We start from the raw sequence: 21,144 nt of genomic DNA, 5'->3' as shown, positions 1-21,144 counted from the left end.
GCAATTTGCGTGAGTTACTTCCCTAACTCAAGAAACATTTTGAAACCCAGTAAGATACTCTTAGTATTTTATTGGGCTTTTTTAGTTTAGAAAGGAGTTAATATGAAAATCACAGACGTAAAACTAGGAATATTAAGAGCACCTCTTCGCGTTCCATTTAAAACTGCATTAAGATCAGTGGACTCAATCGAAGATGTTGTTGTAGAAATTCACACAGACACAGGTAATGTTGGATATGGCGAGGCGCCACCAACTGGAGCCATAACTGGAGAGACTACGGGATCAATTATAGCGGCCTTTAAAGATCACATAAATAAAACAATTATCGGGCGCGACATAGACGATCTTGAAAACTTACTTATTGACCTTAACAAGTGCATAGTTAAAAACACAAGCGCAAAGGCAGCATGTGACATGGCAATCTATGATTTGTACGGACAGCTCTACAAAATTCCTGTGCACAAGCTCTTGGGCTCATCTAGAAAAAATATTGAGACAGACATTACAATTAGCGTAAACCCACCAGATATAATGGCAGCTGATGCAATTTATGCAGTAGAGAAGGGTTACGACGTTTTAAAAGTAAAAGTTGGAATCGATCACTCTCTTGATGTGGAAAGGCTCGTTAAAATTAGAGAGGCCGTTGGCGATAAACCAAAAATTAGAATCGACGCAAACCAAGCGTGGACGCCAAAAGAAGCTGTTAGAATTTTGGATAAGATGCAGGAGAATTTAATCGATTTAGAGCTAGTTGAGCAGCCAGTAATCTATCACGACCTTGAGGGATTAAAGTATGTAACAGATAATTCAACTGTACCAGTTCTTGCAGACGAGAGTGTATTCTCACCAGAAGATGCACTTGAAATTGTAAAGACAAAATCGGCCGACATGATTAACATAAAGCTTATGAAGTGCGGAGGAATTTATAACGCGCTTAAGATTACATCACTTGCAGAGCTTGCAGGGGTTGAGTGTATGCTCGGATGTATGCTCGAGGCAAAGATTAGTGTAAACGCGGCAGTGCACCTTGCTTGTGCAAAACAAATTATCACGAAGTTTGACCTTGATGGCCCAATACTTTGCACACACGATCCAGTAATAGGCGGTTCAGTTTTTGAAGAAAAAGACATAACTGTATCAAACGACTACGGCCTTGGAATCAAGGGGATTGAGGACATAGAATACATTGACTAAAATTTAAAAAATAAAAAAAGAAAGGAAGGTTTTTATGGTTATAACTAATGGTTTTACTTATATTGCATTCTTGATGTTTGTAGCGGGAGCACTTTTAGCACTTGAAAAATACACTCAGTGGAAAATATTTAATGTAGTGCCACCACTAGTTTTTATCTATGTACTTAACATGGCTTTTTGCACAATGGGTCTCTACGACTCAGAAGCTTGTTCAACAACATACTCAGCACTAAAAAATAATTTACTTTACGCAATGATTTTTGTAATGCTTTTGAGATGTGACTTTAAAAAACTTGCAAAGCTTGGCGGAAGAATGGTGTCAATATTTTTGGCGTGTTCACTAACTCTATTCGTTGGGACACTCATTGGATATATAATCTTTAAGGGACACCTTGGAGACAACACATGGGGAGCAGTTGCAGCACTTTATGCATCTTGGGTAGGAGGATCTGCAAACATGGCAGCAATGCAGGCAGCACTTCCAGTAGATGCGGGAGCATATAGCTGTGCACTTGCACTTGATACAGTATGTTATTCAGTTTGGATTGCACTTTTACTTTTGGCAGTAAGATATGCACCAAAGTGGAACAAAATAACTAATGCAGACACATCAAAACTACAAGCCGTAGCAGATGCTGCAGCAGAAGAAGTAGCAAAGGGCAAAAAAGAAGCAACATCAGCAGACTGGATTTTCTTAATTGGTCTTTCACTAATGGTTTCAGCAGTATCTCAATACATTGGAGGAGCTTTAAACGAATCACTTTCACAGGCAGGCCTTGGAATGTTTGATAAGGGAACAATCACAACACTATTTGTAACAATACTTGGACTAATCTGTGCACTTACACCACTTGGAAAAGTTCCAGCAGTAGAAGAATTATCAAACGTGTATCTATATGCAGTAGTATCACTTCTTGCATCAACAGCATCAATTGTCGACCTACTTACAGCACCAATGTGGGTAGTTTTTGGATTCTTCATCTTAATAGTTCACGTAGTGCTCATGTTTGTATTCTCAAAAATGTTCAGATGGGACCTTTGCATGGTTTCAACAGCATCACTTGCAAACATTGGCGGAGCAGCATCAGCACCAATCGTTGCATCAGCCTATGACCAGTCCTATGCAGGTATAGGAGTTTTAATGGGAGTTTTGGGAGCAGCAGTGGGTAACTTCCTCGGAATTGGAATTGCTCAGATACTTCGAATGATGTAATATGAAAAATTATGAAAAACTTGTAGAAAAAATAGAAAAATACGTCACAAATCAAAATGCAAATATTAGCGTGAGCTTTTGTGACTTAAAGAGAGACTTTACATTTAATGTGGAGGGGGACAAAAAATCTCCCTCTGCAAGTATGATAAAGCTTTTAATAATGGCAGAAGTCTTAGACGAAGTGGATAAGAAAAAACTTAGCCTTAATGAGAAATACATTATTTCTCCTCATAACATAGTAGAGGGAAGCGGAATAGTATTTGAGCTTGAAGAGGGCCATGAATTTTCTCTAAAAGAAATAATTAAGCTTATGATAATACTTAGCGACAACTCATGTACAAATTTTTTAATAGACCTTGTGTCCATGGAGAAAATAAATAAGATGGGTAAGATGCTAGACCTAAAAAACACCGTACTTCAAAGAAAGATGATGGATCTAGAATCAGCAGAAAAAGGCTTTGACAATTACACATCATCTAATGATATAATGAATATACTTAAACTGATATATGATGGAAAACTGATAAATGAAGAGATGAGTAGCATAGCCCTTGAAATACTACTTTGTCAAAAATTAAACTACGGCCTTAAAAAATATCTGCCAGAAGAATTAAAACTTGCGAGCAAAAGTGGAGATTTAGAAAACTTAGAAAATGACGGCGGAATATTTTTTACAGACACTTGTGACTATATACTCACAGTTTTAGTAAATGGAACAAAAAATTATATTGCAAAAGATATAATAGCTGAGATATCAAAAATGGTATATTGTTTTATGGAGGTTTAGCGTGGAAAGAGAAACATTATATATAACGGGCGAAGCCAGAACAAATATGGACAATGCAATAACAAAAATATACGGACTTTTTTATATTGCAATGGAAGTAGATAGGAAAAGCGGCGATATATATTGTTTCGATTGCAATGCAACGCTTGAACTTACAAGAGACTTTGTGAAGAGAATATTCGAAGGAAAAAATATAGTTAAGGATGAAGAAAAAATAATATCAGAAATAAACACGAGATATTTAGCATCATCGGCAAAAGCAATAACAGTTGCCTATAGAGATGCACTTCAAAAATATAAAAAAATTAATGGATGAGGACCTGCATGGATCCTTTTTTATTTAGAATTTTTAATTGCAATTTTGAGAATCCAAATTCAAAATCCGTTATCTTGAGCGAGAGCTTTGCTCGAGTCGCCGTGTACCCGGAAGGGTGAAGAATCTGCACCATTAGGAGAAACAGCCTAGTCGTCTTAAAATATAAGCCTAAAGGAGACAACAAAACACATCAGCAAATTGCTGTAACACCTGATGTTTCCTCTATCTCGTCATTCTGAGCGAGAGCTTTGCTCGAGTCGAAGAATCTGCACCTTTAGGAGAAACAACATAAGCGTCTTAACGAGAAAACTTTGAGGGGAAACTCCAATACGCAGTTTGGTTAAGACGATGACACATCGCTCCCGAGACTCTACAGATCCTTCGACGCGGAAAATAAATTTTCCTTGCTCAGGATGACGTTGGATGGGAATTCTAATTAAAACTATGACACATCTCTTCAGAGTCTCTCCAGATCCTTTAAGCTCCAAACACACCTTGCCCAATATATAAATATTTTACAAACCCTCTAAATCATTTTTACAACTATCTGTTAAATTATATGCATCAATGAATATTTAGGAGGATTTTTGTGAAAGGATTTAAAAAATTTTTAGCGACAGCCCTTGCTGTTGCAACTTTAGCTCCAAGTTTTGTTTTTGCTGAAGCTAAAGACTACGGAAGTGCAAAAAACGTAATCATGATGATACCAGATGGTATGAGCATTGAGGCTTATACTACTGCAAGATGGATGACAAAGGACAAAACTTTTGTAATGGACGAAATGTCAACTGGAATGGTAAGAACAAACAATGCCAACACTCCAATTGCTGACTCAGCTCCAGCAGGTACAGCTATGGCAACAGGAATTAAATCTGAATCTCCTTTTGTTGGAGTTTATCCATCAAAAGCAGGTATGCCAGGTGCAGAACCATTTGACGAAAACAAATCTAAAATGCCACTTGCAAGTGTACTAGAAGGTGCAAAGAGAAGTGGAAGATCAACAGGAATTGTGTCTACATCAAATATCCAACACGCAACTCCAGCAGATTTTTCTGCACACAATCCTGACAGAAACAATTACCAAGACCTTGGTGAACAACAAGTTTATCAAGATATGGATGTAGTACTTGGTGCAGGTTCAAAACATTTAGAAAAAGTTACAAGAGATGACAAGGAAGATTTAATTGCAGAAATTAAAAATCTTGGATACGACTACTTCACAACACCAGATGCAATGAAAGCATCTACTAGCGACAAAATTTGGGGACTTTTCGACGAAGATGCAATGTCATTTGAAATCGACAGAGACCCAGCAAAAGAACCATCTCTTGCAGAAATGACTAAGAAAGCTCTTGATGTATTATCAAAAAATGACAAGGGATTTTTCTTAATGGTTGAAGGTTCAGAAGTTGACTGGGCAGCTCACTCAAACGACCCAGTTGGACTTGTTCACGATGTCAAAGCTTTTGATGATGCAGTAAAAGTTGCAAAAGACTTTGCAGATGAAAAGGGCGATACTGTAATAGTAATTGCAGCAGACCACGGAACTGGCGGAATAACTTTTGGACACAGAAATATTTCAAAAGGTTATGACAAAGCTAAATTAGAAGAGTTTACAAATATTATAGGAAACGCAAAAATTTCTACAACAAAAGCTGCAACTCTTATTAACGAAGACAATTCAAATATTGCACAAGTTATGAAAGAAAACTTCAACATCTCTGATTTAACTGAAGAAGAACTAAACTTCATCAAAAATGAAAAAGAAACAGAATCAGCAATCGGTAGAGTAATCTCAGCAAGAAGCCACATTGACTGGACAACTGGCGGTCACGTTGGTGGAGACATTGGACTTTACTGCTACTCAACAGCAGACGGTGCAAAGAGACTTATGGGAACTATCCATAATAATGAAATTGGAAAATATATGGAAGACATTCTAGATATTGACTTAAAGGCACTTACAGAAGAACTTTACAATCCAATCAGACAAGGATTTGAAGACAAGGGTGCAAAAGTAGAATTTAACGTCCTAGGCAAAAACAATTACGAAGCAGTAGTAACAAAGGGAGACGACAAAATAGTATTCCCAGTATCTAAAAACTACGCAATCAAAAACGGAGAAAAAGTAGAACTAAAAGGACTTACAATTTACACAGGAAGAGCAACATATGTATCAAAAGATGCATTTGATCTAGTAAAATAAGTTGATAAGCTTGATAAGATTAATAAGATAAAAGAAGCCACGGAATGTGGCTTTTTTTATTGCACTATTAAAACGATGACACATAGCTCCCGAGTCTCTACAGATCCTTCGACGCGGAAAATAAATTTTCCTTGCTCAGGATGACGTATGGAGAGGCATCTTCCATAAAAAGTGGATAAATCATAGGCACAGTAACGACCTATTTGAGTCATAACCTCTACACTCCGTCATCTTGAACGAGCGTGAAACGCGAGTCGAAAGATCTGCACCTTGTGGAGAAACAGCCTAAGCGTCTTAACGAGAAAACCTTCCTCCCCGAGCGTTAGTCGAGGGATCTGCAAAGTAGTATGGCGAGACCTTATCGTCTTAATGAAACAACCTTAAGGTTAAATCGTAAATAGCTTAATCTCAAAACTGCATTTTGTATTCCCTTTTGCGAGGAAGGGAAGGGGGCTTCCGCTCGCACGCTGCGATTGTCCCCTTCCCTCTCCTCGCGCACCAACCTAACCCCCAACGCCCACTTCGGAAAACACGTTGAACTTACTAGACTTTTTAATTCTCCGCAAAAAGCCTAAATTTCATAACTCGCGAGTTGTAATTTTTGTTAAGTTTTTTCTCTATAGCTTTTTTATTTAACTCGAGGTGGTTATTGTGGCGTGCTCAAACAAATGAAATTTTTAACGGCTTTTTGCGAAACTTGTCTTCCGCATATTACTCTTAAACACTTTCTCATTAAAACGAAAACACATCGCTCCCGAGTCTCTACAGATCCTTCGACTATGCCACATGCTTTGCATTCGGCTTCGCTCAGGATGACGTTGGATGGGGAATTCTCATTAAAACGATGACACATCGCTTGAATAATCTACAGATCCTTCGGCGCGGAAAATAAATTTTCCTTGCTCAGGATGACGTCCGATGGGTTGTTATCCATATGATGTAGACGAACCATAGGCACAGTCGCAACATACTCTATTAATAACCTCCGCACTCCGTCATCTTGAGCGTAAAAAATCCGTAAGGATTTTTGAAGTCGAGAGATCTGCACCTTTATAAGAAATAGCCTAAGTGTCTTAACGAGAAAATTTAATACTTGACGTTTCAAGCTCATCATTATGAATGAGGCAAAAAAAATCCCACCTAAGTGGGACTTTTTAATAAGCTATAAAATAAAAATTATTTTTCTATTCCTATGTTTGCTATATTTTTTACTGTTTCAACGGCTTTTCTCATTGCGTCAACTGATACAAGCTCGTATCTTCCGTGGTAATTGTAACCGCCTGTGAATATATTTGGACAAGGTAGTCCCATGTATGAAAGTTTTGAGCCATCAGTGCCACCTCTTGTTGCTTCTATAAGTGGTGTTACTCCTGCTTTTATTATTGATTCTTTTGCAAGCTCTACTATTTCCATGTGAGGTGCAATTTTTTCTTTCATATTGTAATATTCGTCGCGAACTTCAACTGTTACTCTTTCGCCATATTTTAGGTTTAAGAAGTTTCCGATATCTTCAATTAAGTTTTTCTTAAATTCAAATTTTTCTTTGCTGTGATCTCTTATGATGTAGGAAACTTTTGTCTCTTCAACGGATCCGTCAATAGAAATCATGTGGAAAAATCCTTCGTATCCTTCTGTAAATTGTGGTCTCTCGTTAACTGGTAACATTCTGTCAAGTTCAAATGCTATTGCCATTGAGTTTACCATAGTGTCTTTTGATGAGCCTGGGTGCACATTTTTTCCTTGGATTACAATGTCTGCGCGCGCTGCGTTAAAGTTTTCGTATTCGAGTTCGCCTTCTTTTCCACCGTCGATTGTGTAGGCGAAGTCTGCGTCAAATTCTTTTACGTTAAATTTGTCTGCGCCGCGGCCAATTTCTTCATCAGGTGTAAATCCAACGCGAATGTCGCCATAGGATCCTTCTTCGTCGTTAATTAACTCATCAATTGCAGTCATAATAATTGCAATGCCGGCCTTGTCGTCTGCTCCAAGAAGTGTTGTGCCATCAGTTGTTATTATTGTTTCGCCCTTTAATTTTTTTAGGAACGGAAACTCAGATACTTTTGTTGTAAATTCATCGTTAAGTACTATGTCTTTTCCGTCGTAGTTTTCGATAATGTTTGGCTTAACGTCTTTTGCAGTCATATCTGGTGCAGTGTCCATGTGTGAGATGAAGCCGATTTTCTTTTTGTTTTTGTCCTTTCCCTCTAACTTTCCATAGACATAGCCGTTCTCATCGATGTGTGCGTCAAGTCCCATCTCCTTTAACTCTTCCAAAAGAACCTTTGCAAGGTTAAGTTGGCGATCTGTTGATGGAGTAGTTTCGCTTGTTTCGTCACTTGTAGTTTCAATGCTTACATATTTTAAAAATCTTTCAATTAATTTATCCATGAAAGCCTCCTCGTATATCCTTTAGTATATTATACAAGAGATAAATGAAATTGAAAACTTTTCTAAAAAGATATACACTAAAGAAGGAATAATTATTAGGAGGAAGCGATGAAGTATTTAAAAACTAATTATGCAGATATTGAGGAGATTAAAATAGATGATATCCCTACACTTTTAATTACACCAAGGGGAGATAATGTAGATAAGACTATTGTGTTCTACCACGGTTGGGGCTCAAGTAAATTAAACCAGGTCTTTAGGGCGAATATTTTTGCAAGCTACGGATATAGAGTCCTACTTCCAGATGCACAACTTCACGGTGAAAGAAAAACCAAAGAGATAGACTATGAAGACGAAGACGTGATGAGAAAATATATTTTGGAAGTGATAATGCACAACATCGAAGAGGCGCCTTCAATATTTAAATATGTAGAAGAAAACTTCGGAGGAGAAATTGCCGTTGCTGGCCACTCTATGGGAGCAATTACAGCAGGTGGACTTTATAATTTTAAAAAAGATTTGAAGATGGCGTTTATCTATAACGGAATGAACGACTGGGCGTTTTTAGTGGAAGCAGTAAATAAATCTAAAGATGTAGAAAACACAAGCTACACAGAGCTTAGAGTTAACGACTTCTTCCTTGATATGGACCCAATGAACGAGCCAGAAAACTTTAAAGATAGACCGATAGTATTATTTAACGGAAAAGAAGACAATGTTGTTAATCCTAAAGCACAAAGAAACTTTGCAGAAGAAATCGAAAAAGTTTATACAAAAAAAGAACTATTGGACTTCCAAGTGTTTGAAATGACATCACATCAGCTCACAACACAAATGCTCGAAGCATCAATAAAGTTCTCAAAAGAAATTGCAGGATTTTAAACAAAAAAACGCCACCCAAAAGGGTGGCAAATTTTATAATTATTTAACTGGTTCGAAATCTGATTTTTCAGCTCCGCATAGTGGACATACCCAATCAGCTGGAAGATCAGCAAAAGCTGTACCTGGCTTTACACCATTGTCTTCATCACCAATTTCTGGGTCATAAATGTATCCGCATAGTGTGCATTCGTATTTTTGCATCGAAAAGTCCTCCTTATAAGATTAGTGCACTGTTGTGCCTCAAATCTATTATACCCAATAATTAAAAACATTCCACAAATTTATTTAAATAATTGCAAAAATTTTATGGTTAATAACAACCTAAGAAGGGTAGATAATAAGTGGATGGAGTGAGAGAAATGGACAGTATCTATAAATACAATGGTTTCATAAATAGCGATCTCTCCTGTATAAAATCCTTTCTCGATAATGCAATAAAGAATTTAGATGAATATATAGTTGATGATGAAAAACTTTTCGATATAAAGGTAATACTAAATGAGCTTGTAATAAATGGAGCCATGCACGGCAACAAAGAATATTTTGAGAAGAAAGTGTACTTGGATTTATCGCTAAATGATGACCGATTAAAAATCAAAGTGCGCGACGAAGGTTTGGGAGTTAAAGTGGACAACTCCGAGTACAATTGCAGAGATTTTAAATGCAGTGGTAGAGGCCTTATGATCGTAGAAGCACTGACGGATGAACTTATACTAAACAATAACGAAGTGATAGCAATAAAAAATATATAACTCAGTATAAAATGCTGAGTATACATACTATAACTACATATCGGGTCCTGAGGATTCTCAGGATCTTTTTTGCGTTGGGGAAATTTTAAGGGTGGAAGAATTGAGGATGACGCCCGATGGGGCATTTTTTATAAAACGCAGAGAAATCATAGCACAGTGACGACCTATTTGAGCCGCAACCTCTACACTCCGTCATCCCGAGCTTGTCGAGGGATCTGCACCTTTAGGAGAAACAGCCTAAGCGTCTTGATGAAATAACTTTGAGGGAGAAACTCCAATACGCAGCTTGGTTAAGACGAACACACATCGCTCCCTAGTCTCTACAGATCCTTCGACTCACTTCGTTCGCTCAGGATGACGTGGAATGGGCATTTTTCATATAATGTGGATAAATCATAGGCACAGTAACGACCTATTTGAGCCGCAACTTCTACACTCCGTCATCTTGAGCGAGAGCTTTGCTCGAGTCGAAAGATCTGCAACTTTAGGGGAAACAGCCTATGCGTCTTAAAAAGAACATCTCATGGAGAAACTCCCAAAACACATTTTCCTCAAAACGACAACACATCGCTCCCACAACCCTACAGATCCTTCGACTGCGCCTCATGCTCTGCATTCGGCTTCGCTCAGGATGACGTGGAAGGGGTCATCTTGAGCGAGAGCTTTGCTCGAGTCGAAAGATCTGCACCTTCTGGAGAAACAGCCTAAGCGTCTTGATGAGAAAACTTTAAGGGGAGACTCCAAAACATTTTGGCTTTAAGACAATGATACATCGCAGGACGACCCTACAGATCCTTCGACTGCGCCTCATGCTACGCATTCGGCTCCGCTCAGGATGACGCCCAATGGGGCATTCTTCATAAAACGTAGTGAAATCGTAGGCATAGTGACGACCTATTTAGCCGCAACCTCTACACTCCGTCATCCCGAGCGTAGTCGAGGGATCTGCACCTTATGGAGAAACAGCCTATGCGTCTTGATGAAATAACTTTGAGGGAGAAACTCCAAAACATCCTATCATTAAAACGATGACACATCGCAAGACGACCCTACAGATCCTTCGACTCACTTCGTTCGCTCAGGATGACGTGGAAGGGGGTCATCCCGAGCTTGTCGAGGGATCTGCACCTTTAGGAGAAACAGCCTAAACGTCTTGACGAGAAAACTTTAAGAGGAGACTCCAAAACATTTTGGCTTTAAGACAATGATACATCGCAGGACGACCCTACAGATCCTTCGACTGCGCCTCATGCTACGCATTCGGCTTCGCTCAGGATGACGTGTTGGGTGTTCTCATCAAAAAGGCAAAACATCGCGCGGGCTCTTAACCCATAAAATTTACATAACAAAAAAGGCAGCCGCATTGCGACTACCTTCTTATTTTCTATTAAGACAATTAAATATTTTTCAAAACTTCCTTCAAGTGTTCGTAAACTCTTTCTGTTGATTTTATATCCAAAGTTTCTTTTTGTGTGTGAGCACCAGTTATGTCTGGTCCAATTGACACGATGTCTAGGTTGTTGTTCTTTTCGAAGAAAACTCCGCATTCAAGTCCGCCGTGAGTGAATTCTTCTGTCATTTCTTTTCCTTCTAATTGAATGAAAAGTTTTTTAACTATTTCTCTAAATTCTGAATCTTTTTTGTATTCCCATTCTGGATATGGATTTGTGAATTCAAATTCTACGCCATATTTTTTTGCAATATTTGCATATACATTTCCAAATTCCTCAGAAAGTTTTGAGCTTGCGTATCTTAGTGATACTAAAATTTCAACTTTGTCGTCATTTTTTCTAACTATTGCAAGGTTAGATGATGATTCAAGAACTTTTTCTTCTTCGTTTAGGAATGTGTTTGGTCCTGTTGGAAGCTCGTCTATTAGTTCTACTAATTTTTGTGTCGCTTCTTCAGTTATGACTTTTCCAGAAAATTCGTCCTTGTCATATTCAATTTCTAAATTGCCATCAATGCTTTCATATTTTTTAAGCATCTTTTCGATTGCAACTTTAAGTTCTTCTTCGTCTCCTGCAATTGAAACATATCCTTCTCTTGGAATTGCGTTTTGTTTTGTTCCACAGTTTACGTCGACAATTTTTGCACCATGAACTTCGCCCATAAGGTCAAAAATAATTTTAATCATGTTTCCCTTGTTGTTTGCAATTTCCATTCCAGAGTGTCCACCCAAAAGTCCGTGTAGGTGAATATTTAAAATTTCGCCAGAGTAGTCTTCCATCTCAGCTTTAAATTCTCCGCTAAACTGCTTTCCTCCAGCAGATGAAACTGTAAGGATTCCCTCTTCTTCAGAGTCGATGTTTATTAAATAATCTCCTTCAAGGTGTTTTGGTTCTAAGTTTTTGGCACCGTGCATGTCAGTTTCTTCTGATACTGTAACTACAATTGTCATTGGGCCGTGCTCTTCTTCTGCAAGTGCAAGTGACATTGCAACGCCAATTCCATCATCTGCTCCAAGAGTAGTGTCATTTGCATGAAGCTTGTCGCCATCAACGATTAATTCAATTGGATCAGTCAAAAAGTCGTGGTCTGAATCTTTTCCCTTTTCACAAACCATGTCCATGTGACCTTGCAAGATCACTCTTTTTCTGTCTTCGTATCCTGGTGTTGCAGGCACCTTTGCGATAATGTTAAGTGACTCATCTTGTGTCACTTCGTAGCCCTTTTCTTCGCAAAGCTTTTTTAAAAAGTTAGACACTTCTTTTTCGTTTCCAGATTCTCTTGGAATGTTTGATAGTTCTTCAAAATATTTAAAAACATTTTTTGGTTCTATATTCATACTTCACCTCATTTAACAATAACTTTGTGATAAACTTTCTTGCCCTTTCTAATCATAAGCTCGCCGTCTTTAAAGTCATCGAGAGTGACTGTTCGAGCGGGATCAGTTACTTTTTCGTCGTTTACGCTAACTCCACCCTGTTTGATTAGACGTCTTCCTTCAGAGTTTGAACTGATTAGAGAAAGCTCTGTCATTAGATTTAATAGACCAACTGGCTCTTTAAAGTCGTCTTCACTCATTTCAGTAGAAGGCATGTCGCTTGTTTCTTTGTTTCCGCCAAATAGTGCACGAGATGCATCAAGTGCAGATTTTGCAGCTTCTTCGCCGTGGATGTCCTTTACAATTTCATAAGCCAATACTTCTTTTGCCTTATTTATTTCTGAACCTTCAAGTTTTTCGTACTTCGCAATTTCTTCTAGTGGAAGCATTGTAAGAAGTTTCATAAATTTAATTACATCTCTGTCGTCGCAGTTTCTTAGGTATTGGAACATTTCGTATGGAGAAGTCTTTTCAGCATCAAGCCAAATTGCTCCTGCCATAGTTTTACCCATTTTTATTCCATTTGCTGTTGTTAAAAGTTTAAAAGTCATTGCATAAACTTTGTCGTTTTCGAGTTTTCTAACAAGTTCATAACCGCCAAGGATGTTTGACCATTGATCAGATCCACCAACTTCTAGCTTGCAGCCATATTTTCTATATAGGTACAAGAAGTCGTAAGATTGCATAAGCATGTAAGAAAATTCGAAGAAAGTAAGACCTTGTTCCATTCTGTTTTTGTAGCAGTCGAAAGTTAGCATTCTGTTTACAGAGAAGTGAATACCAATTTCACGCACAAAGTCCAAGAAGTTTAATTTAGTTAGCCAGTCTGCGTTGTTTACAATGTGGCCCTTGCCTTCAGAGAAGTCCAAGAATTTAGAAATTTGTTCTTTAAATCTCTTTGCGTTGTAGTCAATAGTTTCTCTGTCCATCAAAGTTCTCATGTCGCTCTTGCCTGATGGGTCGCCGATAGTAGTTGTTCCACCACCCAAAAGTGCTATAGGGATGTGGCCTGCTCTTTGCATGTGTTGCATAACTCTAATTTGTAAGAAGTGACCAAGGGTTAGAGAGTCTGCTGTGGCATCAAAGCCAATGTAGAAAGGAACTTTTTCGCTTCCAAGCATTTCGCGAAGCTCATCTTCATAAGTGCATTGATCCAAAAATCCTCTTTCCGTTAAAATATCAAATACATTTTCCATAAAAACCTCCAAAAAGATAAAAAAAGCCCCGGAGATGAAAGGACGCATTCGTGGTACCACCTTTCTTCGCCAAGGCCTTAAAAAGTTAAATTGACTCCAATATTGTAATTCGGCTTTCGCTTACTGTATATTTTCATCGTCAAAAATATTCATATTATTGTATGATATAATAATCGAAAATAGAGAAAAAGTCAAATCAAAAAGGTCGGTGATTAGATGCAAGGCATAGACATAGTTGAAGTTAGAAGAATACAAAAAATTGTCGAAAAACATCCAGAATTTTTACAAAAAGTTTTTAATGATGAAGAAATCGAAAGAATTAAAAAAAGAAAAAATCCCTACGAGAGAATTGCGGGAATGTATGCTGCAAAAGAAGCAGTATCAAAAGCAATGACAACTGGCATTGGAAAGTTTTTGTCATTTCACGACATAAAATTAAAATACGACGGCGAAGTGCCAAGGGCAGAGGTGGGAGAAAAAAACTTTAGACTTACAATAAGTCACGAAAAAAATTACGCCATCGCTTTTGCAGAATATGTGGAGGATGAAGTGAAGATTGAAAGAGAAATAATTGGAAAGATAAAAATGAGATCGCCCAATACGCACAAGGGCGACTACGGCAAAATCGCAATAATAGCAGGAAGCCTCGGCATGACAGGATCAGCCTATCTTTCCTCTAACGCAGCACTAAAAATGGGCGCAGGCCTCGTTTACAATATTGTGCCGCGTGAGATTATGGACATAATGAGCATAAAATATATCGAGCCCATAGTAAAAAGTTTTGACGAATTAGATGAATTGGAAGAATTTTTAAAAGGTATTGATACCATAGCTATTGGTCCTGGAATGGGAACGGGAGAAGAAGCAGTAGAAAAACTAAAACTCGCACTTAAATTTAAAGACAAAAAAATTGTTGTCGATGCAGATGGATTAAATATACTCTCAAAAGATTTAGAGCTGCTTAAAGTTCGAGACGAATTTACAACAGTTCTAACGCCACACGAAGGAGAATTTGCTCGCCTATGTAAAAGAAGCGTTGAGGAAGTGCGTGAAGGAAGAATTGAATTTGCAAAAGAATTTGCTAGAAAGAATCGAGTAGTTCTATTACTAAAAGGACACGAGACGATAATAACAGATGGCGAGAGGGTCGAAATAAATAAAACAGGAAACGCTGGCATGGCAACAGCAGGAAGCGGAGATGTGTTAACGGGAATAATAGCAACACTTCTAAAAACACAAGACGCCTTTGACGCAGCAAGAGTGGGCGCATATATTCACGGACTTAGCGGCGATATATACGCGAAGAAAAACTCAATGACAACACTAAGGGCGAGGGATTTAATAGAAGGCCTCGACGAAGTATTTAGAGAGACTCAAAAATTATAGAATTTGAAACAGTTGAAGAGTGAAAATCATATGTATGAGTAGGCGAAAATCACATGGCACAGTAACAACCTATTTGAGTCGTAACTTCTGCACTCCGTCATCCCGAGCGTAAGTCGAGGGATCTGTACTTCGAGGAGAAACAGCCTAATCGTCTTGACAAGAACACCTTACAGAGAAAATACCCAAAAACACTTATTCATTAAGATGAGGACACATCGCTCCCTTTCATCTACAGATCCTTTAAAGACCTAACAGAAATCTTTGATTTCGTTGTAGGTCTTATGCTGTAAAGTGCGACTCACTTCGTTCGCTCAGGATGACGAATGTGGTGACATCAAGTCAAAACAACAACTTATCGCCCATGCACCCTACAAATCTTTACACTTACGGATACACGTCGACTCCCTTTTCACACTTGGTCAGAATGACGTGTTTGAGTTTATGCGGACAAATCAACAACACATCTTAAATAAAAAAATTGTAATCTCAAAAAAATTGCCCTATAATTTTAATATAAATATAAGAGGTGATGAGATGGAGGATAAGGGGCGTCGAGATTTTAACATTGTAGCCACGTTAACCTCTCTAACAATAGTTTTGATGAGAGGAATAGATGGTGAGGGTGCGTACTTAAAAATAGCTTTATTTGGAGGACTTGTTGTACTTATAAATATTATTGTTTTAATTAAGCGTTGGCGATACTGGCAAAAGAGCTATAGAATTGGTGAGATTGTATTTATTATCGTCTACATAATCATGTTTAGCTTTGCAAGCTTATTAGAATATGTGAACCCTTAATAGGTGATGTTATGTTAAAGAACAGAAAATTAATTTTTATTTTAATTCTTTTTATGGATTTGATTTTTACATATTTTGCAATAAAGGGCGAGGCTCACTTCTTTAAAGGGAGAAGTCAAGATGAAATATTTTTGCAAATTTTTAGATTCTTTGTTTTATTAGGCCCGTTCATCGTTCACTACTTGCCTGGTGGCACTCGCGAAAATTTAAAGGAGACAAAAAAATACACAATTCCTCTTTTCGTTTTACTTTTTATCAATGTAATAATTGCAGTTTATTTCTAAAAAATCAGAAATTGCTCATATAATAATGCTTTGACTTATATTTTTAATTTAGATATAATGAATAGGGGATCTTTTCAATCTTTATGCTACACTAGGTGATTAGTATGATGGTAAAAAGAGGAGACATATTCTATGCCGACCTTTCACCTGTAATTGGGTCTGAACAGGGCGGAGTAAGACCTGTCGTTGTTGTCCAAAATGATGTGGGTAACAAATATTCCCCAACAACAATAGTAGCAGCTATTACATCTCAATTAAATAAAGCGAAGATGCCTACCCACGTTAAAGTTAGAGCGAAAGAGGTTCCATTACCCAAGAATTCTGTAATTCTTTTGGAACAAATTAGAACAATAGACAAAAAAAGATTGAGAGAGAAAATTGGCAGATTCGATGATGACATAATGAGAGATGTTGATAATGGTATTAAAGTGAGTTTGGGGATAAAATAAGGGCATACATAAAAAAGGACTGTTCCATTGGGAATGGTCCTTTTACTTTTATATAAACTCGACTTGTAGATAGAGCTTTTAGTTGTGTCGAGGGATCTGTAACTTCTCAGCAAAAAGCCTAAGCGTCTTGATAAGAAAACTCCATCTTCCCGTCATCCCGAGCGTAGTCGAGGGATCTACAAAGTAGTCGAGCGAGACCTAATCATCTCAAAGAAAAACTTTTTACCCGTCATCTTGAGCGAGCGTGAAACGCGAGTCGAAAGATCTGCAAAGTCATCTAGCGAGACCTTATCGTCTTAACAAAAAAACCTCAAGGTTAAACCGTATATAACTTAATTTCAAAACTACGTTTTGGATTCACTTTTGCGAGGAAGGGAAGGGGGCTTCCGCTTCTCCGCTGCGATTGTCCCCTTCCCTCTCCTCGCGCACCAACCTAACCCCCAACGCCCACTTCGGAAAGCGTGTTGAACTTATCTGGCTATTTAGTACTCCGCAAAAAGCCTAAATTTCATAACTCGCAGGCTGTGATTTTTGTTAAGTTTTTTCTCTATAACTTTTTTTCTTTAACTCGAAGTAGTTATTGTGACTTGCTCAAACAAATGAAATTTTTAACGGCTTTTTGCGAAACTCTACTGCAACACATAACTCCAAAACACTTCCGTGTTAAGACGACGACACATCGCTCCCCCGACCCTACAGATCCTTCGACTGCGCCTCATGCTTCGCATTCGTCTCCGCTCAGGATGACGTTGGAAGGGGTCTTACTCTGATATCGTAACGAAATTACCTGCGCTCGCTGTTGCCTTCTTTCCGTCATCCCGAGCGTAGTCGAGGGATCTGCACTTTTAGATGAAACAGCCTAAGCGTCTTAACGAGAAAGCCCCACGGAGAAAACACCCCAAAACACAAAGTGTAGAAGACGCGAACCAATCGCCCCATCACCCTACAGATCCTTTAAAGACCTAACAGAAATCTTTGTCGCCCACGGTCTTATGCTGTAAAGTGCGACTGCGCCTCATGCTTTGCCTTCTTCTACTAAGGATGACTTGATGGGTACGTCACAGTAACAATTTGTTCGAGTCACAATCTAAACACTACGTCATCCCGAGAGTTGCGGAATCAGTAACTGCTCATAAAACAGCCTAATCGTGTTAAAGCATAAACCTCACCACTTGAAGAAAATAAATCCACACCTAAACAAAAAATTATAAAAAATCAAACATAAATTAAGTAAAACCTTTCCAAATTCTTTTCTATCTAGAATCCTTTCAAACAATGTGATAAACTAAAAACTGGAGAGAAATATGGAAAAAGTAAAGATATTTGGCGTGGAAATATTTAATATTACAAGCGATGAATGTGAAAATATTCTGCGACAATTTTTAAAAAGTGAAAAATTAAATAAAATATTTACACCAAATACCGAAATAGTAATGGCGGCAAAAAGAGACGAAGAGCTTAAAAATTTGGTAAACTCGGCAGACCTTGTACTTTGCGACGGAATTGGTCTTATTCACGCAAGTAAAATGAGGAACAAGCCTATTAAAGAGAGAGTTACAGGTTTTGATACATCAATAAAGTTACTTGAGATTGCAGACGAAAAAGGACTTAACCTCTACTTTCTAGGCGGCAAAGAGGGCGTAGCAAAAGAGGCAAAAGAGAAGGTCGAAGAAAAGTACAAAAATCTAAAAGTAGTCGGCTATCACAACGGCTATTTTAATTCCAAAATTGACGGCAAAGAAGACACATCAGAAGAGAAAAAAATTATCGAAGAAATTAATTCAAAAGACACCGACATAGTCTTCGTAGGCTTTGGATTTCCCCGCCAGGAAAAATGGATTGACAAAATGGGAGACGACATAAAAGCCAAAGTAATAATTGGAAACGGAGGCGTTCTTGATATTTTATCAGGAAGAGCGAATCGTGCCCCCGATATTTTCATAAAGCTGGGACTTGAGTGGTTCTACCGCCTAATCAAAGATCCGGCTAGAATAAAAAGGCAAATCGACTTGCCAAAATTTTTGTTAGCAGTATTAAGAGATAAAAATTCAGTAGAGTAGGAGTGTTAAATTGAACATCGATAACAGAGCAGTTAATACAATAAGAATGCTTAGCGTAGATCAAGTAGAGAAAGCAAACTCTGGCCACCCAGGTATGCCACTAGGCGCAGCACCAATGGCCTATGTACTATTTAAAAATCACATTACGCGTGACTCTAAAAATCTAGATTGGACAAATAGAGACAGATTCATCCTATCAGCAGGCCACGGAAGCGCACTATTATACTCACTATTTCACACATTCGGCTACGGACTTACAATGGATGATTTGAAAAATTTCCGTCAGCTCGGTTCCCTAACACCGGGTCACCCAGAATACGGCCACACTAAGGGAGTGGACGCGACAACAGGCCCACTTGGACAGGGAATCGCAATGGCTGTAGGAATGGCAATAGCAGAAGAAAAACTAGCAGCACTATACAACAAAGACGATCTAAAACTCGTAGATCACTATACTTATACAATTGTTGGCGATGGATGTTTGATGGAAGGAATATCTAACGAAGCATCATCACTTGCCGGCACATTAAAACTAAAAAAACTAATTGCATTTTATGACTCAAACAGCATTTCAATAGAAGGATCAACTGATTTAGCTTTCTCAGAAGATGTGCGCAAAAGATACGAGGCTCTAGGCTGGGACACATTCCTAGTAGAAGATGGCAACGACTTAGACGCAATAAATAAAGCAATAGAAGAAGCTAAAAAAACTGACAAGCCTTCTCTAATAGAAGTAAAAACTAAAATAGGATTTGGATCACCACTTGCGGGAAGCGAAAAAACTCACGGCTCACCGCTTGGAGAAGAAAACACAAAAGAAACAAAAAAATACTTCGGGCTTTCTGACAAATCCTTCTATATAGAAGAAGACGTTAAAGAATATTTCGACAAACTAATCGAAGAAAACACAAAAAGAGCAGAAGAAAAATTAAAAATCGAAAAAGAATACGCAGAAAAATATCCAGAAGATTACAAAAAATATAAAGAATCTTTCGAATACCACAAAAGAGAATATTTAGAAAAAGAATACTACGACTCTTTTGACAAGGACATGGCTACAAGATCAGTATTCGGCGAAGTATTAAACAAAATCGCAAAAGATAACGACCTAATCTTTGGAGGATCAGCTGACCTTGGTCCATCAAACAAATCACTATTAAAGGGCGAAGAGTACTTCTCAGCTGACAATAGACTTGGAAGAAACTTGACATTTGGCGTGCGTGAAAATGCCATGGGAGCAATAACTAACGGAATGGTTTTGCATGGCGGACTAAAAACTTACGCATCAACATTCTTAGTATTTAGCGACTACCTAAAACCAACAATAAGACTATCAGCACTTATGAACTTGCCAAACCTATTTGTGTTCACACACGACTCAATAGGAGTGGGCGAAGATGGTCCAACGCACCAACCAATTGACCAATTGGCAATGCTAAGAAGTATACCGGGCGTAGTAGTGATGAGACCAGCAGATGGAAGAGAAACAGCAGCATCAATTAACCTTGCGCTTAACTCAAAGAACACACCAGTGGCACTTGCACTATCAAGACAAAACTTGCCACAGTTAGAAAACTCCATGGCAGATATCAAAAAGGGAGCCTATATAATAAAAGAAGAAGAGGGCGAACTAGAAAAAATAATAATTGCAACAGGTTCAGAAGTATCTCTTGCAATCGAAGCAGCAAAAGGACTTAAGGGAGTAAGAATTGTTTCCATGCCATCAATGGAATTATTTGATGCACAATCATCAGACTACAAAGAAAAAATCTTGCCAAGAAATGTAAGAAAGAGAATATCAATCGAAGCAGCATCATCATTTGGCTGGCACAAATATGTTGGTCTAGATGGAATGACAATATCAATAGATGGATTTGGAGCAAGCGGAAAGGGCGAAGAAGTATTCGAACGCTTTGGCTTCACTGCAGAAAGAATTAGAGAAAAAATACAAAAATATTAAATAATTAATTAAAATAATGAGGGCGACTGAGGTCGCTCTTTTTTGTTGGAGTAGAAGATTAACTTTAAATTCCAATTAAAAACAAAATAATATTAGTATCTATCACACAAATAAAAATAAAGTAAATTTAAAAACAATAATTTAACTTATCCAGATCACAAAGAAAAACATTATCCCAAGGCTTAAAATTTACTGATTTCAAAGTATATTTATACAAAAAACAATTTATAAAAACATAGAACAATTTTATTTAATTCACATCACACAAACTTCATATTTACTAATTTTATTTTTTATAAATGTAGTTATCAGTTAAAAAACATACTATTTTTTGTTTAAGCATACAATTATTGTATCTACTAAATTTTTACATTTTAAATTATTCCGTTCTGTGGAAATTTTGTTACACTTAAATGAATTTTTCTCTATTTTTCAAATATTCAATC

General features: G+C 37.8%; 17 protein-coding genes. 13 read left to right on the top strand and 4 right to left on the bottom strand.

Annotation, left to right across the window (positions count from 1 at the left end; all coding sequences use genetic code 11):
• Positions 1-102: 102 nt before the first annotated feature.
• From ACOX6R_RS00450 to ACOX6R_RS00430, 5 genes are all read left to right on the top strand, one after another.
• Positions 103-1,194 carry a dipeptide epimerase gene (locus ACOX6R_RS00450; RefSeq protein WP_433446097.1) on the top strand — a complete coding sequence of 364 codons (1,092 nt, stop codon included), beginning with the start codon at positions 103-105 and terminating at the stop codon, positions 1,192-1,194.
• A 34-nt stretch (positions 1,195-1,228) separates the two neighbouring features.
• On the top strand, positions 1,229-2,407 hold the full coding sequence (locus ACOX6R_RS00445) for a DUF819 family protein (RefSeq protein WP_433446095.1): 1,179 nt from the start codon (positions 1,229-1,231) through the stop codon (positions 2,405-2,407).
• A gap of 1 nt (position 2,408) precedes the next feature.
• Positions 2,409-3,194: a serine hydrolase gene (locus ACOX6R_RS00440; RefSeq protein ID WP_433446093.1), complete on the top strand. Its 786-nt coding sequence runs from the start codon at positions 2,409-2,411 to the stop codon at positions 3,192-3,194.
• A 1-nt stretch (position 3,195) separates the two neighbouring features.
• Positions 3,196-3,510, top strand: coding sequence for a DUF3870 domain-containing protein (locus ACOX6R_RS00435; RefSeq protein ID WP_433446091.1), 315 nt, complete (start codon positions 3,196-3,198; stop codon positions 3,508-3,510).
• Positions 3,511-4,099: 589 nt separating this feature from the next.
• A complete protein-coding gene (locus ACOX6R_RS00430) occupies positions 4,100-5,716 on the top strand; it encodes an alkaline phosphatase (RefSeq protein WP_433446089.1) in 1,617 nt (538 codons plus the stop codon).
• A gap of 1,176 nt (positions 5,717-6,892) precedes the next feature.
• Here the strand turns inward: ACOX6R_RS00430 and pepT are convergent.
• A complete protein-coding gene (pepT, locus tag ACOX6R_RS00425) occupies positions 6,893-8,104 on the bottom strand; it encodes a peptidase T (protein ID WP_433446087.1) in 1,212 nt (403 codons plus the stop codon).
• A gap of 108 nt (positions 8,105-8,212) precedes the next feature.
• Here pepT and ACOX6R_RS00420 point away from each other — a divergent pair, with 108 nt between their 5' ends.
• Positions 8,213-8,986: an alpha/beta fold hydrolase gene (locus ACOX6R_RS00420; protein ID WP_433446085.1), complete on the top strand. Its 774-nt coding sequence runs from the start codon at positions 8,213-8,215 to the stop codon at positions 8,984-8,986.
• A gap of 39 nt (positions 8,987-9,025) precedes the next feature.
• On the opposite strand, the gene rd is transcribed toward ACOX6R_RS00420, so the two are convergent.
• On the bottom strand, positions 9,026-9,187 hold the full coding sequence (gene rd / locus ACOX6R_RS00415; protein WP_433446083.1) for a rubredoxin: 162 nt from the start codon (positions 9,185-9,187) through the stop codon (positions 9,026-9,028).
• 158 nt (positions 9,188-9,345) lie between these two features.
• On the opposite strand from rd, the gene ACOX6R_RS00410 reads away from it, so the two are divergent.
• The gene (locus tag ACOX6R_RS00410) at positions 9,346-9,738 is read left to right on the top strand and encodes an ATP-binding protein (RefSeq protein WP_433446081.1); all 393 of its coding nucleotides are present in this window, start codon (positions 9,346-9,348) and stop codon (positions 9,736-9,738) included.
• A gap of 1,396 nt (positions 9,739-11,134) precedes the next feature.
• Here the strand turns inward: ACOX6R_RS00410 and pepD are convergent.
• Positions 11,135-12,526 (bottom strand): beta-Ala-His dipeptidase, encoded by a 1,392-nt coding sequence (gene pepD, locus ACOX6R_RS00405; protein WP_433446079.1) that lies wholly within the window; start codon positions 12,524-12,526, stop codon positions 11,135-11,137.
• Between the two features lie 8 nt (positions 12,527-12,534).
• The gene (tyrS, locus tag ACOX6R_RS00400; RefSeq protein WP_433446077.1) at positions 12,535-13,761 is read right to left on the bottom strand and encodes a tyrosine--tRNA ligase; all 1,227 of its coding nucleotides are present in this window, start codon (positions 13,759-13,761) and stop codon (positions 12,535-12,537) included.
• A gap of 216 nt (positions 13,762-13,977) precedes the next feature.
• Here tyrS and ACOX6R_RS00395 point away from each other — a divergent pair, with 216 nt between their 5' ends.
• The 6 genes from ACOX6R_RS00395 (at position 13,978) to tkt (ending at position 20,698) form a co-directional block, all read left to right on the top strand.
• Positions 13,978-15,147, top strand: coding sequence for an NAD(P)H-hydrate dehydratase (locus tag ACOX6R_RS00395; RefSeq protein ID WP_433446075.1), 1,170 nt, complete (start codon positions 13,978-13,980; stop codon positions 15,145-15,147).
• Positions 15,148-15,747: 600 nt separating this feature from the next.
• Positions 15,748-15,945, top strand: coding sequence for a hypothetical protein (locus tag ACOX6R_RS00390; RefSeq protein WP_433446073.1), 198 nt, complete (start codon positions 15,748-15,750; stop codon positions 15,943-15,945).
• Between the two features lie 11 nt (positions 15,946-15,956).
• Positions 15,957-16,229: a hypothetical protein gene (locus tag ACOX6R_RS00385; RefSeq protein ID WP_433446071.1), complete on the top strand. Its 273-nt coding sequence runs from the start codon at positions 15,957-15,959 to the stop codon at positions 16,227-16,229.
• A 104-nt stretch (positions 16,230-16,333) separates the two neighbouring features.
• Complete coding sequence (locus ACOX6R_RS00380) at positions 16,334-16,678, top strand: type II toxin-antitoxin system PemK/MazF family toxin (protein WP_433446069.1); 345 nt, start codon at positions 16,334-16,336, stop codon at positions 16,676-16,678.
• A gap of 1,304 nt (positions 16,679-17,982) precedes the next feature.
• Complete coding sequence (locus ACOX6R_RS00375; RefSeq protein WP_433446067.1) at positions 17,983-18,738, top strand: WecB/TagA/CpsF family glycosyltransferase; 756 nt, start codon at positions 17,983-17,985, stop codon at positions 18,736-18,738.
• Between the two features lie 10 nt (positions 18,739-18,748).
• Positions 18,749-20,698: a transketolase gene (tkt, locus tag ACOX6R_RS00370; protein ID WP_433446065.1), complete on the top strand. Its 1,950-nt coding sequence runs from the start codon at positions 18,749-18,751 to the stop codon at positions 20,696-20,698.
• Positions 20,699-21,144 lie beyond the last annotated feature (446 nt).

It is taken from the genome of Peptoniphilus sp. (assembly GCF_050943655.1).
Classification (GTDB): domain Bacteria; phylum Bacillota; class Clostridia; order Tissierellales; family Peptoniphilaceae; genus Peptoniphilus_A.
The sequence above is the reverse complement of the archived record's forward strand: the minus strand, read 5'-3'. Positions and strand labels throughout refer to the sequence as shown.

Excerpts from the sequence above, each read along its gene's own strand:
- ACOX6R_RS00450 (WP_433446097.1), top strand. The coding sequence starts at position 103 with ATGAAAATCACAGACGTAAAACTAGGAATATTAAGAGCACCTCTTCGC.
- rd (WP_433446083.1), bottom strand. The coding sequence starts at position 9,187 with ATGCAAAAATACGAATGCACACTATGCGGATACATTTATGACCCAGAA.
- tyrS (WP_433446077.1), bottom strand. The coding sequence starts at position 13,761 with ATGGAAAATGTATTTGATATTTTAACGGAAAGAGGATTTTTGGATCAA.
- pepD (WP_433446079.1), bottom strand. The coding sequence starts at position 12,526 with ATGAATATAGAACCAAAAAATGTTTTTAAATATTTTGAAGAACTATCA.
- ACOX6R_RS00420 (WP_433446085.1), top strand. The coding sequence starts at position 8,213 with ATGAAGTATTTAAAAACTAATTATGCAGATATTGAGGAGATTAAAATA.
- ACOX6R_RS00375 (WP_433446067.1), top strand. The coding sequence starts at position 17,983 with ATGGAAAAAGTAAAGATATTTGGCGTGGAAATATTTAATATTACAAGC.
- ACOX6R_RS00395 (WP_433446075.1), top strand. The coding sequence starts at position 13,978 with ATGCAAGGCATAGACATAGTTGAAGTTAGAAGAATACAAAAAATTGTC.
- ACOX6R_RS00410 (WP_433446081.1), top strand. The coding sequence starts at position 9,346 with ATGGACAGTATCTATAAATACAATGGTTTCATAAATAGCGATCTCTCC.
- pepT (WP_433446087.1), bottom strand. The coding sequence starts at position 8,104 with ATGGATAAATTAATTGAAAGATTTTTAAAATATGTAAGCATTGAAACT.
- ACOX6R_RS00390 (WP_433446073.1), top strand. The coding sequence starts at position 15,748 with ATGAGAGGAATAGATGGTGAGGGTGCGTACTTAAAAATAGCTTTATTT.
- ACOX6R_RS00445 (WP_433446095.1), top strand. The coding sequence starts at position 1,229 with ATGGTTATAACTAATGGTTTTACTTATATTGCATTCTTGATGTTTGTA.
- ACOX6R_RS00385 (WP_433446071.1), top strand. The coding sequence starts at position 15,957 with ATGTTAAAGAACAGAAAATTAATTTTTATTTTAATTCTTTTTATGGAT.
- ACOX6R_RS00380 (WP_433446069.1), top strand. The coding sequence starts at position 16,334 with ATGATGGTAAAAAGAGGAGACATATTCTATGCCGACCTTTCACCTGTA.
- ACOX6R_RS00440 (WP_433446093.1), top strand. The coding sequence starts at position 2,409 with ATGAAAAATTATGAAAAACTTGTAGAAAAAATAGAAAAATACGTCACA.